The 13,833-nt window shown below is 66.5% G+C and carries 11 protein-coding genes; 7 read left to right on the top strand and 4 right to left on the bottom strand.

Annotated elements, in window-relative coordinates:
- The first annotated feature begins 1 nt into the window (after position 1).
- From pelG to pelF, 7 genes are read left to right on the top strand one after another with little or no spacing between them, the layout of a single operon-like run.
- Positions 2-1,411, top strand: coding sequence for an exopolysaccharide Pel transporter PelG (gene pelG, locus TZ53_RS19360; RefSeq protein ID WP_025550062.1), 1,410 nt, complete (start codon positions 2-4; stop codon positions 1,409-1,411).
- Positions 1,408-2,271, top strand: a complete 864-nt coding sequence (locus tag TZ53_RS19355) for an endo alpha-1,4 polygalactosaminidase (protein ID WP_170825558.1) — start codon at positions 1,408-1,410, stop codon at positions 2,269-2,271. The genes pelG and TZ53_RS19355 overlap by 4 nt, the downstream gene beginning before the upstream one ends.
- Positions 2,268-4,007 (top strand): hypothetical protein, encoded by a 1,740-nt coding sequence (locus tag TZ53_RS19350; protein ID WP_044662398.1) that lies wholly within the window; start codon positions 2,268-2,270, stop codon positions 4,005-4,007. The genes TZ53_RS19355 and TZ53_RS19350 overlap by 4 nt, the downstream gene beginning before the upstream one ends.
- Positions 4,004-5,524 (top strand): hypothetical protein, encoded by a 1,521-nt coding sequence (locus TZ53_RS19345; protein ID WP_044662397.1) that lies wholly within the window; start codon positions 4,004-4,006, stop codon positions 5,522-5,524. The genes TZ53_RS19350 and TZ53_RS19345 overlap by 4 nt, the downstream gene beginning before the upstream one ends.
- On the top strand, positions 5,524-6,471 hold the full coding sequence (locus TZ53_RS19340; RefSeq protein WP_044662396.1) for a hypothetical protein: 948 nt from the start codon (positions 5,524-5,526) through the stop codon (positions 6,469-6,471). Before TZ53_RS19345 ends, TZ53_RS19340 begins: the two co-directional genes overlap by 1 nt.
- Positions 6,468-7,337 (top strand): hypothetical protein, encoded by an 870-nt coding sequence (locus tag TZ53_RS19335; RefSeq protein ID WP_044662395.1) that lies wholly within the window; start codon positions 6,468-6,470, stop codon positions 7,335-7,337. Before TZ53_RS19340 ends, TZ53_RS19335 begins: the two co-directional genes overlap by 4 nt.
- Positions 7,334-8,827: a GT4 family glycosyltransferase PelF gene (gene pelF, locus TZ53_RS19330; RefSeq protein WP_044662394.1), complete on the top strand. Its 1,494-nt coding sequence runs from the start codon at positions 7,334-7,336 to the stop codon at positions 8,825-8,827. The genes TZ53_RS19335 and pelF overlap by 4 nt, the downstream gene beginning before the upstream one ends.
- A gap of 9 nt (positions 8,828-8,836) precedes the next feature.
- Here the strand turns inward: pelF and TZ53_RS19325 are convergent, their stop codons facing one another.
- The 4 genes from TZ53_RS19325 to TZ53_RS19310 all read right to left on the bottom strand — a co-directional run bounded on the left by TZ53_RS19325 (position 8,837) and on the right by TZ53_RS19310 (position 13,833).
- Entirely contained in the window at positions 8,837-10,219 is a 1,383-nt protein-coding gene (locus TZ53_RS19325) for an HlyD family type I secretion periplasmic adaptor subunit (protein WP_044662393.1), read from the bottom strand.
- A gap of 6 nt (positions 10,220-10,225) precedes the next feature.
- On the bottom strand, positions 10,226-11,938 hold the full coding sequence (locus tag TZ53_RS19320) for a type I secretion system permease/ATPase (protein ID WP_083198865.1): 1,713 nt from the start codon (positions 11,936-11,938) through the stop codon (positions 10,226-10,228).
- A gap of 187 nt (positions 11,939-12,125) precedes the next feature.
- Positions 12,126-13,577, bottom strand: a complete 1,452-nt coding sequence (locus TZ53_RS19315) for a cobyric acid synthase (protein WP_044662391.1) — start codon at positions 13,575-13,577, stop codon at positions 12,126-12,128.
- A gap of 37 nt (positions 13,578-13,614) precedes the next feature.
- Positions 13,615-13,833, bottom strand: a complete 219-nt coding sequence (locus tag TZ53_RS19310; protein WP_025550071.1) for a hypothetical protein — start codon at positions 13,831-13,833, stop codon at positions 13,615-13,617.

Below are 13,833 nucleotides of genomic sequence, written 5' to 3'. Positions count from 1 at the left end.
AATGGCTGGCATCGGCTTCAGACTGGACCGGATAGCCCGGGAGGACGGCTTGGGCGGGATCGCCAATGCCGCCTTCCACGGGGCCGTGGTCAGTTCCGGCCCGTGGCTGATGACCGCGCTCGCGGTCTTCCTGCTACAGGGCTGGACGCGGTCCACCATGGTTGCGGCCGACCATGCGATCATCCAGACCAGCCTGGTCTATGCCTTCGGCGTTTCGACGGTGATCACCGCGCCATTGGCGATGATCGCGACCCGCATGGCGTCCGATCGCTTCTACCTGGGGGAACGCGACGCGATCCCCGCCATCCTGCTGGCGGCGCTGGTCTGGGCGACGCTGGCGTCGCTGATCGCGGGGGGCCTGCTGTTCGGCCTTGCCGGCGGGATGCGGCCGGACCTGTTCCTGCTGGCCACCGCGATCCTGACGCTGTTCTCGCAAATCTGGATCGCCAGTCCCTTCCTGCACGCGACATGGCGGCACCGGCCGATATTCCTGGCCTATCTTTGCGGGATCGCGATGGTGGCCCTGTGCCTGGCGCTGGTCCGGCCGACCGCGCCCGCCGCTGTTCTTGCGGCGATCGCGGCGGGTCTGATCGTGACGCTGGCGCTGCTGATCGCCGCGATCCGGGATGATTTTCCCAACAGTCCCGAATGGCGGCCGGGCTGGATCGGCAGGACGCCCGGCGTCCTGGCGCTGGGCGCGGCGGGGTTGACCAACGCGCTGGCGATCTGGATCGACAAATGGCTGCTCTGGTGGGCGCCGGGCAGCGTTCAGGCCGTTGGCGCCCTGCGGGTCAATCCGGTCAACGATCAGGCCAGCTTCCTCGGCCTGCTCACGATGATTCCCGGCCTGACGCTGATCCTCGTCACGACGGAGACGCGGTTCGACCGGGCCTTTGCGGCGCTGATGAGCCATTGCATGGGCACGGCCAACCGGCGCCGGATCGAAAAGGCGCGGCAGAAGGTCGGCATGACGATCCGGCTGGACTTGCGCCTGCTGATGGTCGAGCAGGCGATCCTGGCCGGCTTCTGCTGGGTTCTCGCGCCGGAGATCATCCGCCTGCTCGACATGAACGCGCGCGGCATATTCGGCTTTCGGCTGACGGCGGTGGGCGTCGTCTTCCACCTCGTCGCGATCCAGATGAGCATCATCCTGTCCTATTATGACCTTGCCGGCCGGATTGTGGCGGTCTGGGGCAGCTTCCTGCTGGCGAGCGCGGCGGGCACGCTGCTGTTTCGCGACAGCGGCTTCGCGGGCTTCGGCTTCGGCTATCTGGCGGGCGCGGTGACGGCAGCCTCGCTCGCCGTCGCGCTGGTGGCGGAGGCGACGGGCAAGCTCACCTATCTGCTCTTCGTCGGCAATAATCCGGCGGTGGCGGGCAATAGCGGCCTGTGGGCGAGGTTCTGGCCATGAGCGTTCTTCCCTTCCGCCGCCGCGATCTGCTGGCGCTGTCCCTCATGGTGTTCGGCCTTTCGGCCCGCGCCCTGCCCGAAATCGGCGGGGCCAACGCCTGGGGGGTGGATTATGGCGAAGCGACCGATCCCGCCATCGCCCGCCGCTTCGGCCTTCTGGTGCTGGAACCCGACTTCGCCCGCCCGCTTGCCCCGCTGCGTGGCCCCGGCAGCCGCCTGCTGGGCTATATCAGCCTGGGGGAGGTCCATGACGGTCGTCCCTTCGCCGCAGAACTGGAAAAGGCGGGCGCGCTGCGGCAGGCCAATCCGAACTGGCCGCAGGCGCGGCTTGTCGACCTGCGCGATCCGGCCTGGACCGCCCTTGTGGTCGATCGCCTGATCCCCGCCATATTGCGCAAGGGCTATGACGGCATCTTCATGGACACGCTCGACAATGCGGAGGCATTGGAGCGGCAGGATGCCGACCGCAACAAGGGCATGGTGGCCGGCGCCGCGCGGCTGGTGCAGGCCATTCGCACGCGCTTTCCGGACATGGCGATCATGATAAACCGGGGCTATGCCCTGCTGCCGCAGGTCGCGGGTCAGATCGACCTCGTGCTGGCGGAAGCCATGGCTTCGCGCTGGAACTTCGCGGAGGGGCGCTATGAGATGACCTCCGCCGACGACTGGCAATGGCAGGCGGACCATCTTTTCGCGGCCCGGCGGATCAATCCCCGTCTGGGGCTTGCCACGCTCGACTATTGGGACCCGCGCGACAAGGCCACCATCGCCAGCCTCTATGCGCGGGAGCGCGCCGCCGGATTCCAGCCCTATGTGTCCACCCTGGCTCTCGACCGGCTCATACCGGAGCCCCTGTCATGAAGATCGAAGCGCTGCGCCACCCGAACATGGCGGTCATCGGACCGATCGCGGGGGGTGGGTTGCTGCTCGCCGCTGCGGTGCTGTTGATGCCCAGCCACTGGCAGATTGCCGATGCGATCCGGCGAGCGACATTCGCGCCGCCGCCGGTCGCCATCCCCTTGCCTCCACCCGATGCGGCCATGCTGATGCAGCGCTTCGCGCAAGGGAAAAGGCTTTCTCCTCCGGACCTTCAACGGTTGTTGAACGCTTCCGTGACGACGGCCGACGCTAAGGTTCTGGGGCAGCTTGCGGATGCGCTGGCGGGGAAGGGCGCGCCGGTTCCGAGCGCAAGGCTGACCTATGACATCATGGCGGGCGGCCGTCCGGAGGTCGCGCTTGCCTTTCTGGAGGGCCGTCCGGATCACGCCGCCCCCGCCCATTGGCGCCTCCGCCTCGACCTGCGTCGCAAGGCCGGCGACGCGCAGGGTGCCGCCGACATGGTTCGGGCGGCGGCCATGAATCCCGGAACGGCTCCGGCCAAGGATCTGGTCGAGGCCAGCTATGCGCTCGGCCAGCCCGATCTGCTGATCCTGGCCGCGGAGCATGGCGCCATAGCGCCGCTCGACCCGGCACAGTCGCTCGATCTGGCGTCCTGGGCGAGTGGGGCGGGGCGCTATGACCTCATTGCTCGGATCGACCGGTCCGGGACGCCGGGCTGGCGCGACCGGAACCCCTGGCTTGCCATGACGCTGGCGCAGCGGTCCGGCGACATCCGTTCGGCGCTTCGCTATGCCGCCATGCTGCCGACGGGGCGCGATGCTGTGCGGGAAAGCATCATCATGGGGTCCGGAAACAGGGATGCAATACGGCAATGGCTGCTGGGTCGGGCGGCCGAGACAGGCGCCGACCGCCCCGCCATCGCGCAACGCCTGCTGGAAAGGGGTTTCCGGTCGGACGCTATCGCGCTGCTTCGGCAGCAATCGACGGTTAAAAGCGATGACCCGTCCGACGCGCGCATGCTGTACCTCATGGGGCCGCGCCCTGTCGCGCAGGACCTTGCCTGGTTGAAGGCGCGGGCATTGGCCGATCCGAAATGGGCGCAGGCCTATGTCGAGCGGGCAAGGCCTGCGGACGCGCTGGCGTTTCTGGAAGCGACTGACGCCGCCGACAGCAGCGACATGCTGGTCCAGCGCATCGCACTGGCCAATGCGGCGCGCGACAGGGCGGCGGCGGCGCGGGCGCTCGACCGGCTGCTGGACGGCCGCACCCTTTCCGCCCTGCAGTTGAAGGCGGCAGCCGGCGCGCAGGTTCCGCCCGATAGAGCGGCCTATTATGATCTGGCGCTTGCGAACGCCCGCGTCGCCAATAGCGCCGCCGAGCCGTCGGATCACCTTCGCCTTGCCTGGGACGGCTGGAACAGGGGGGATGCGCGGGCTACCGCCGACCAGTTGAATTTCTATCTTCGCGAACGTCCCGACGACCGGGCAGCGCTGAGCCTGATGGCCGATGCGCAGAAGAAGCTGAAGGGCGAAGCCGGGGCCCGTCCCTGGATCGAAAGATCGCTGGCGCTCACCTCGCCGCTTTCGGTGGAGCGGGCGGAACTGCTGACCCGGCTGGGCCGGATGTCGGAGGCGACGGCCATGGTCGAGGCACTGCGCCGGGCCACTCCGGCAGACCGCAAGCTCGACATCATGCTGGCCCGCTTGCTTATCGCCTCGGGTGATCCGGGACGTGCGCGCAAGGTGTTGCGGCCATGACGCCACTGGCCGCCGCCTTGCTGCTGATGGGGCCGCCGCCGCTCATGGTCGCGGCATTGCCGCCCGACACGGATGTGACGGCATCGGAAGTCAGGACGGTGGACCTGCAATGGAGCGGGGACGTGCATCTCGAACTGGAAGACAGCGGCTATGAGCTGGTCGTCCGGTTCGACCGGCCGATTGCCGATGCCGTCCTCAAGGACTTTGCCGCCGCCGCCGGGGCGGACCTGGCGGATTTGCGCTGGAATGACGAGAGTCTGGTTCTGCGCGCCGCCGAGGGGCGGAAGCTGGAGGCGGTGGCGGACAAGCATGGGCTGCACGTCCGTTTCCTGCCCGATGGAGAGCCGGCGCCTGCCCCCCCCATCGCAGGCGAACCGCAAACGTCGGATCTGGGCGTCGAACTCGCCATCGCCCGGGCGCAAGCCGATGCCGCCGCCGGCTATCCCGATCTGGCGCGGCGGCGGCTTGCTCCGCTGGCGGCGGCATATCCCGGCGACAAGCGAATCCAGCGCCTGCTGGGCGACATGGAGGTTGCGGAGGGCGCGCTGGCCCTTGGCGCGGCCCGTTATCGCAATCTCGCCGCGGACGATCCCTTTGCCCGGCAGACATTGGCCGAATCGGGCGGCAATGTCGCCGGGGCCGTGACGGCGCGCGGCGGCAAGGTCTTCTGGCAGGCGGAGGCGGGCCTCAATGCGCTGGTGCCGTTCAACAACCGCCTCTCGCTCGGCGCTGGCGTCCGCTGGTTCCGCTCCGAAGCGGACACCGTCCATGGCGCCAACGGCATTCTTGCCAACCGCACGTCCCGCTCCGCCATCGGGGACCTGTTCGCGACCGTCGATCTCGGCGCGGTTTCCCGCATCGAGTTTCAGGGCAGTGCCCAGTTGGACCAAAAGGTGGCGGGCGCCGGCCTTCGGCTGTTCGCCGGTCCTCCCGAAAAGCAGGGAAGGCTGGTCCTCGCCTACCGCCTGCCGGATCTCGCCACGCCTGAGCAATCGACCTTCGGCGGTCATATCAGCCGCGCGGGGATCGGGGGGACGATCCGCCTGACGCCGGAACTGGCGGTGCAGGCGGATGGCGGCTGGAATGGCTATGGATTGACCGGCACCGGTGTTCGGACGCGCAGCATCACCGTGGCGGGCGGCCTCGATTATCTGCTCCGCCGCGGATCGCCATCGCTGGCGGTCAGCTACCGGCTGGATGCGGAATATGTCGGCCGCAGGGCGCTGCGGCCCAATGGCCTTGCCTATATCCCTCTCAGCGACCGGGAAAATCACAGCTTCCAACTGCTGTCCGGCATGTCCTGGACAGGTTGGCAGCTCAGCGGCGCGGCAGGCTGGACCTTCGACCGCAAGGGCAAGACCGACGGCCCCACCGCGAACGTCAGCGCGACCGGGCGGCTGAGCGAGGGCTGGCGCCTTCAGGCGAGCGGCGGGATCAGTTCGATCAGCCGGCCGGGCATTTCGGGACGCCAACTCTATCTGCGCGTGGCGCTCACTCGCTTTCTTGGGAGGCATTGATGCTGAAGAAGCGGCCCATCCTGCTGCAATGCGCGGAAATGCTGATCCTGTTCGCTACGCTGATGGCGATCGACCAGGGATTGATGAGCGGCAATGCCTTTTGCGACATCAACCCCAATCCCTATTGGCTGCCGGTGCTGGTCATGGCGACGACCTATGGCACCGGATCGGGGCTGGCCGCCGCCGCAATCGCCTCCGCCATCTGGTTCCGCTGGTCGAACCCATGGTCGGGCGCGACGGATCATATCGAACAGCAGCTGCGCCTCTCCATCCAGCCCATGCTGTGGATGGTGACGGCCCTGGTGACGGGCGAGGTGACCGCCAGCCGCAGGAACCGCATTGCCGATCAGGAACGGCAGCATCAGGCGATGGATCGCAACTGGAAGAAGCTGGCGGAAATCATCGCCCGTCTCACCGACACCAACCGCAAGCTGCAGGTCCGGATCGCCACCGGGCAGCGCACGATCGTACAGGCCATGGCTGCCGGCCTCGACCTTTCCAAACCCGATCCGGAAAGCCAGGCCGACGCGGTCGCCCGCCTGATCGCGCTCGCCGCGCAGACGGAGGATTTCACCTTCTACGATGTGCGCGGCGCCCAGGTGACGGCGCGCTTCGGCGGCAAGACGGCCCAGGGGCAGGCCCCGGACCTTTCGCGCTCGCCGATGGCGCAGGCGATGCTGGCGACGCCCAGGCCGTTGCGGGCCGATCGTGCCGCCGACCGGCCGCTGCTGTCGGAATGGGGTCTTCTGGCCGTGCCGGTCGCGGGGGCGGAGGAAGGATTGGCGGCCATCATTCTCGTCCACAGCGCCGCCGGGATCAGGATCACGGAGGCCTATGTGGCGCAACTGCTACAGGTTGCGGACCTGCTCGGCAAATGCCCGGCGCTGTTCGGCCGCGAACAGGCCTTTGCGCCGAAATGGCTGGTCCCGGAAGGAAAAGTGGCTTGATCGCCCTGCTCATCCTGTTTTCGGCTGCCGATCTGTTCCTGCTGTTCACCGGTTTGGCGGTGGGAGAGGGGAGCATCCTCTGGTTCGCGCCCATCCATCTGGCGCTCTCCTGCGCCGCGCTGCTGGTCATGATGAAAGGGCTGGATGGGCTGGGCGTGCGCCAGCGTTTCGCCCTGCCGATCGGTGCCGCCATTGGGCCTGCCGGGATGCTGGTCTGCCTGATTCTGGCGCCGCTGGTCCGGCCGTCGAGGCGGAAAAGGCAGATCGCCTATCGGGACGTCCGAACGGGCAAGCGGCGGGACGTCAACGACCTGTCGCCGGTAGAGCGGCTTGGCCGGATACTCGACGATCGTGTGCGTTATCCCGAAAGCGACGAGATCGGTTCACTGGCCACCATGCTCCGCTACGGAAATCTGCAGGCCCGCTACCGGGCCCTGGAAACCGCCGTGATCTCTTTCGAGCCGCGATTGTCCCCCCTCATCGTCATGGCCCTGTCGGACGAGGACCAGACCATCCGGGCGCTCGCCGCCGCTGCGGCCGCGCAGGTCAGCTATAATCTGGCGCAGCAACGCAGCGAATTGCAGGCGAGGATCGCCCCCGCCCAGCATCTGGACGATCGCTATGCCCTTGCCATGCTGCTGGCCGATCATGGCTGCTTCAACCAGTTGCTGCCGCAGGGGCAGAGGCTTCGGCTCTGTCAGGACGCGAACAGGAAGCTGGATGAGATTGCCGGCTTGCTGAAGAGCGGTGACATAAGGCGCCGGTCATTGCAGGCGGCGCGCGCCCGGATAAGGCGCGCGCTGGAACGGCATCCGGCAGGCAAGGCCCGGCCCACGCGCAGGGGGGACGTGGAGCCGGCGTCATGATGTCCGACGGGCAGGACAGCGACATATGCCTGATCGTCGAAGGCGCTTATCCGTTTGTGGTCGGGGGCGTTTCCAGCTGGTTGCAGGACCTGATCCTCAGCATGCCCGACCTGCGATTTTCGCTCGTCGCCATCAAGGCGGGCAATGGCGCGCAGCCCTGGCGCATGGCGCCGCCGCCCAATGTCGTGGAGGTGGTGGAAATCCCGCTGCTGATCGAACCCTGCCTGCCGCGCCGCTATCCGGCGTCGCAGATGAAGCGGATCGGCCGCCTGCTGCTCGCCTTCCTGTCGACGGGCGGCAGGGATGAACTGATCCGTCTGCGGCAGGCGCTGGAAGGATTGAAGCCGTGCCCCGGCGCAGGCGATCTCCTCTCCAATCCGGAGATATTTGACCTCTTCACCCATTATTACGACACGGCTTTCCGCTCGGCCTCCTTCCATCATTTCTTCTGGGCGATGCGGGTGCTGCTGGGCGGGCTGCTCAAGATGCTGCTCGCGCCCTTGCCGAAAGCGCGTGTCTATCACACCATATCCACCGGCTTTGCGGGCCTGCTGGCTGCACGGGCCGCTTATGAGACCGGCCATCCCGCCTTCATCACCGAACATGGAATCTACATGCTGGAACGGCAGATAGAGATCATGATGGCCGACTGGATCGGGGACCAGATCGAAACCGGGCTGACGCTCGACCGGGAAGGGCATGATCTGCGCGACCTGTGGCTGGCGGTCTTCCAGACCTATACCCGCGCCTGCTACGACGCCTGCGACCCGATCATCGCGCTGTACGGGGCCAACAACCAGACGCAGCGCCGCCTGGGCGCCCGGCAGGAACGGCTGCGCGTCATTCCCAACGGCATCGATGCGGAGCGCTTCGCGTCGATGGAGCGCGCCTGCGATCCCGCCCGGCCGCTGGTGACGCTGATCGGCCGGGTGGTGCCGATCAAGGACGTCAAGACCTTCATCAGGGCGGCGGCGCTGGTCCTGACGGACATGCCCGAAGTCCGCTTCGCCATATTGGGGCCGCTCGATGAGGATGCGGACTATGCCGCGGATTGCGAGGCGCTGGTCGCTGAACTGGGCATCGGCAATGCGGTGCAATTTGCCGGGCGGGTCAATGTCGCGGAATGGCTGCCCCGGATCGACCTGATCGTCCTCACCAGCCTGTCGGAAGCCCAGCCGCTCGTCATATTGGAAGGGGGCGCGTGCGGGGTGCCGGTGGTCGCGCCAGATGTCGGCAGTTGCCGGGAAATGATCGAGGGGCGGGCGCCTGGGATCGACCGGCCGGGCGGCATCGTCACCGAACTGGTCAACCCGGAGGGCACGGCGGCGGCGATCCTGCACCTGCTGCGCTCGCCTTCCTTGCGCCGGGCGATGGGCGAAGCGCTGTGCGAGCGTGTCGTGCGGGATTATGACCGCAGCGCCATCATCGCGGAATATCGGCACATCTACGAGGCGCTGGGCGCGCGGGTCCGCTTTTCCGAACTGCAATGACCGTCTGGCTCAATGCTCCCGGAAGGACAGCCAGAGCGACTGGGTCAGCGGTTCCAGCGCATATTGGAGCGCAGTCCGCCGCCGCAGCGGCACCAGGACCTGCACCGGCATCCCTGCCTTCAGGCTGAAATCCTTCCCCCGCACGCTCCTGATCCTGTCCAGTTCCTTCGGCGGCACCATCACCTCTGCGGTGTAGAAGGAGACCCCCGCCTTTTCATCCTGGAAGCTGTCGGCCGAAAGCCGCGTGATCCGGCCGTCCATGATCGGCAGGTCGCGTTCATGCAGGCTGCTGAACTTGATCTGCGCCTGCTGCCCCACTTTCAGGTCGTCAATGTCTTCGGGCGAAATCCGCGCCTCTATGACGAGACCCGCCCGGTCGGGAACGATGTCCATCAGCTTCTGGCCGGCGGAAATGACGCCGCCGACAGTGAAGACGTTGAGGCCGACGATGGTGCCGGTGGCGGGTGCGCGGATTTGCAGCCGGGCAAGCTGATCCCTGGCGGCGCGATATTTGGGCAGCACTTCGTTGAGCGAGAATTCGACGTCGCGCAATTCCGATGAGGCGCGTTCCTTATAGGCCTTTTCCGCTTCGAGCGCCTTCAGCCGGTTTTCCCCCGCTTCCGCCCCGGACCGGGCGATGCTGGCGGAAAATTGCCCCTCCTGTCCCTGAAGATCGGCCCTTGCGCGTTCCAGGGCCCTGATCCGGGATTGGGACACAAACCCCTTTTCCGCCACGCCGCGCAGGCTCTCCAGTTCCTCTCCGATCAGGCGGGCCTGCTCTGAAGAGGCCGCCAGTTGCGAACGATAGCCGCGCGCCGTCTGCTGCACCTGACTGGCCTGCTGGCGCAGCACGCCGGTCTGCGCCGCCAGTACGGAGCTACGCGCGTTGAACTGGGTCAGCTGAAGGCGGATCGCCTCCTCCGCATCCGCCTTCTCCCGCCCCTTCAGCATCGCAAATTCGGCAGGCCACAGGACATGGCTTGCGCCAAGCTGCTCGGCAATCAGCCTTGCCCGCTGCGCCTTCAACTCGATATATTGCGCGCCGAAGATGCGCGCCTGCGCCCGCACCTCGGCGGAGGCCAGTTCCATCAGCGGCTGGCCTTGGCTGACATGCTGGCCTTCCTTCACGAAGATCGCGCCCACCACGCCGCCGTCGCGATGCTGCACCGATTGCCGCTGGCCTGACACGGTGAGCCGCCCTGGCGCATAGGCGGCCGCATCGAGCCGCGCAAAGGCCGCCCAGCCGAGAAACAGGACGAAGAACAGCGCCGCGATGATCATGCCGGCGCGCATGTCGCGCTCAGGCCGGTCGTCGATGATCTCCGCGCCGCTTCCGGCGGGATAGTAAAGCTCGACGGCGCCGGCCGCATCCCTGATCTGAATAGTTCCCATGGCGCCTTACCCCTCCGCCGTCTGGGGAGCGGGACGTTCTTCCGACCGGATCGCCTTCAAACGGCCCAGCACGTCGTCGCGTGCGCCAAAGGCCTCGACCCTTCCGTCGCGCATCACCATGATCTTGTCGACCACGCCCAATATCCCCATGCGATGGGCGACGATGATGACGGAGGCATTCCTCTTCTTGAGGTCGGCCAGCGTCGCGACCAGCCGCACCTCTCCCTCAGCGTCGAGATGCGCATTGGGTTCGTCCAGAAAGACCAGCGGCGGCGCACCGTAGAGCGCCCGCGCAAGACCGACGCGCTGCGCCTGCCCGGCGGAAAGGCCACGTCCGCCCCAACCGAGCGTCAGATTATAGCCGCCCGGCAGATGCTGGATCATGTCATGCGCGCCGCTCAGCCGGGCGGCTTCGATGGCGGCATTGTCTATCGCTTCCTCATCGTCCGACAGGAAATTGCCGAAGCGGGCGATATTCTCCTTGATCGTCCCGGCGAACAGGGACGTGTCCTGCGGCAGATAGCCGACGAAGCTCGCCAGTCGTTCCGATTCCCAGTCCTGGATGTCCGCGCCGTCATAGCGGATCGATCCGCGCAGCGGCCGCGCCGCGCCGGACAGCATGCTCAGCAGGGTCGATTTGCCCGCGCCGCTGGGTCCGACAATGGCGATGACCTCCCCCGGCTCCACCGTGAAGCTGATGTCGGCCAGCACAGGTCTTTCCTGGCCTGGGTTGAAACAGGTCAGATGTTCGACCGCGATATGGCCGTTCGGCGCAGGCAACCGGGTGAGGGCGATGTCGGCATCCCTCGCGGCCAGCAGATCGTTGAGCGTCGCATAGCTCGCCCGCGCATGGACGACGCTGCGCCACGCGCCCAGCAATTGGTCGATCGGCGCCAGCGCCCTTCCGACCAGAAAGGAGGAAGCGAAGATCGCGCCCGCCGAAATCTGGTCGTTGATCGCCAGCCACGCGCCCAGGCCCAGCGCCAGCGATTGCAGGGCGAGGCGGATGAACTTGCTGATGGCGACATAATGCCCGCCCGCGAAGCTGGCATGGGCCTGGAGGTTCAGCATCGCCCGGCGTTCGAGCAGGTGCCGCCGAACCAGCGCGTTCCGCATGCCGAGCGCGCGGATCACCTCCGCGCCCGCGATCGTCTGTTCCTGGCTGACATAGGCCTTGTTGGCGGCGTCATTGGCCTGCTTCAGCGGCGCATTTGTCCGCCTTTCATTGCAAAGCGCGATGAAGAGGAGCGCGCCGCCGCCGGCCATCGCCATGGCCGCAATGGCCGGATGGATCAGGAAGCAGACGACGACATAGATGGGGCTCCAGGGAAAATCGAAGATCGACAGGATCGTCGGCCCGGTCAGCGTCTGGCGGAGCGTGTCGAACTCCCGAAGGGCCTGTCGGTTCATCGCCTCGCCCGTCGAGCCGCGTCCACTGAGCGTCGTATCGAGCAGCAGCCCCGAAAGCTGCCGGTCGAAGCGGATGCTGGCCCGCACCAGCAGGCGGGAGCGCACCTGCTCCAGCAGCGCGAGCGTGCCGATCACGAAGATGATGATGATTGTCAGGAAGAACAGGGTAAGTCTGCCCTGTCCCGTCACGACCCGGTCATAGATTTGCAGCATGTAGAGAACGGGTCCGATATAAAGGACGTTCATCAATGCGCTGAATATCAAGGAAGAAAGAAAGTGGCGCCTGCACGATGACAGGGCAGCCTTCATCGGAGCGGATGGTTTATGAAGGTCACGCAACATAAGTTCCGCCTCGCCCCCATGTCGCGCCATGCTGTCGGCGCTATGTCCTATGCTTTGCTTATACTATCCTGCTGATTTTCGGTAAATATAACCAATAGCATAGGTGCGCATGCGTGCCGTAATGGCCCGGCCCGCCGGCAAGGCTCCAACCGGGTCAGGCGGTGGCGATCCGGATCAGCGCCTGCACATCGACATGCTCTTCCAACTGCATTGCGATCTGGTCCAGCGCTTCATGCACCGAAGCCTGATAATCCTCCGATGCGGCTTCATGCCCCAGGCGGGACAGAAAGGCGGCGCGCAGCGCGGTGCTGGCGAACAGGCCGTGGACATAGGTGCCCATCACCGTGCCGTCTCCGCTCGATGCGCCATCGGGACGACCGCCCTCCAGCATGGCGAACGGGCGCGCGCAATCGGCGCCGTCCGTCCGTCCGACATGCATCTCATAGCCGGAAAAGGCCTGGCCCATTGCGGTTCCGCCGGTTCTTTCCAATGTCTTGACCTGCGTCAGCCGGGTTTCCACGTCCAGCAGGCCAAGCCCCTCGATGCCGCCGGGCGGCCCCTCGATCCCGTCCGGATCGTCTATCCTGCGGCCCAGCATCTGGTAACCGCCGCATATCCCCAATATCGGCCGCCCGCGCCGGCGATGGGCGAGAATGTCGATGTCCCATCCCTGATCGCGGACCGCCTGCAGGTCGGCGATCGTCGCCTTGGAACCCGGCAGGATGATGAGCGCGGCCTCCGCCGGAATGGGCTGGCCCGGCGGCACCATCATGACTTCGACGCCCGGCTCCAGTTTCAGGGGGTCCAGATCGTCGAAATTGGCGATCCGGGGCAGGATGGGGCAGGCGATCAGCAGCTTTTCGTGGCCGACGCCCTGCCGGCGTTCGAGCACCACGGCATCCTCGCTGGGTAAGCGGCTGGCCTGGCCGAGCCAGGGGATGACGCCAAAGCCCTTCCAGCCGGTCAACTGCTCGATATGGCGATAACCATCCTCGAACAGCGCGGGGTCGCCCCGGAACTTGTTGATCAGGAATCCACGGATCATCGCCGCATCGGCGGGATCGATGACTGCCCTTGTTCCGGCGACGGCCGCAATCACGCCGCCGCGATCGATGTCGCCCACCAGGATCACCGGCACATTCGCGGCCCGCGCAAAGCCCATATTGGCGATGTCGCCGGCGCGCAGGTTCACCTCTGCGGGCGATCCGGCGCCCTCCACCACGACAATGTCGCATTGCGCCTGCAAGCGGCGGTAGCTGGTCAGTACGGCCTCCAGCAATTCGCCGCGCGCGGACCGGAAATTTTCGCTGCCCAGCTTGCCGCGCACCTGGCCATGGACGACAAGCTGGGACGTGCGGTCGGCCTGCGGCTTCAGCAGCACCGGGTTCATGTCCGTATGCGGCTCGATTCCTGCCGCCATGGCCTGAAGAGCCTGCGCCCGCCCGATTTCTCCGCCATCGGCGGTGACGGCGGCATTGTTGGACATGTTCTGCGGCTTGAAGGGCCGGACGCTGTATCCGCGCCGCACCAGCGCGCGGCAAAGGCCCGCCACCAGCAAGGATTTGCCGACGTCCGAACCCGTTCCCTGAAGCATGATCGCAGCCATGACGCCGCTCCTGCATGGAGCGGGCGGCAGATACAAGTTAAATGGCGCTGTGCCGCATCTCCACGGCGTCCAGGATCATGCCGCCGGCCATGAAGACGCTGCCGGTGCAGGCCAGCGCCAGCAAATGCCCCCCGGTGCCGGGATATTGCTGCATGTAGACGAAGCCGCGCTCGGTCGCGCCAAGGGCCAGGGCGTAAATCACCAGAAACGCCTCGAACTTGGTCTTGATCGTGAAGAGGCGCTTGATCCGTTCCAT

The organism is Sphingobium sp. YBL2 (assembly GCF_000943805.1).
Taxonomy (GTDB): Bacteria; Pseudomonadota; Alphaproteobacteria; order Sphingomonadales; family Sphingomonadaceae; genus Sphingobium; species Sphingobium fuliginis.
Note: the sequence above shows the minus strand (reverse complement) of the source record. Positions and strands in the feature narration are given on the sequence as shown.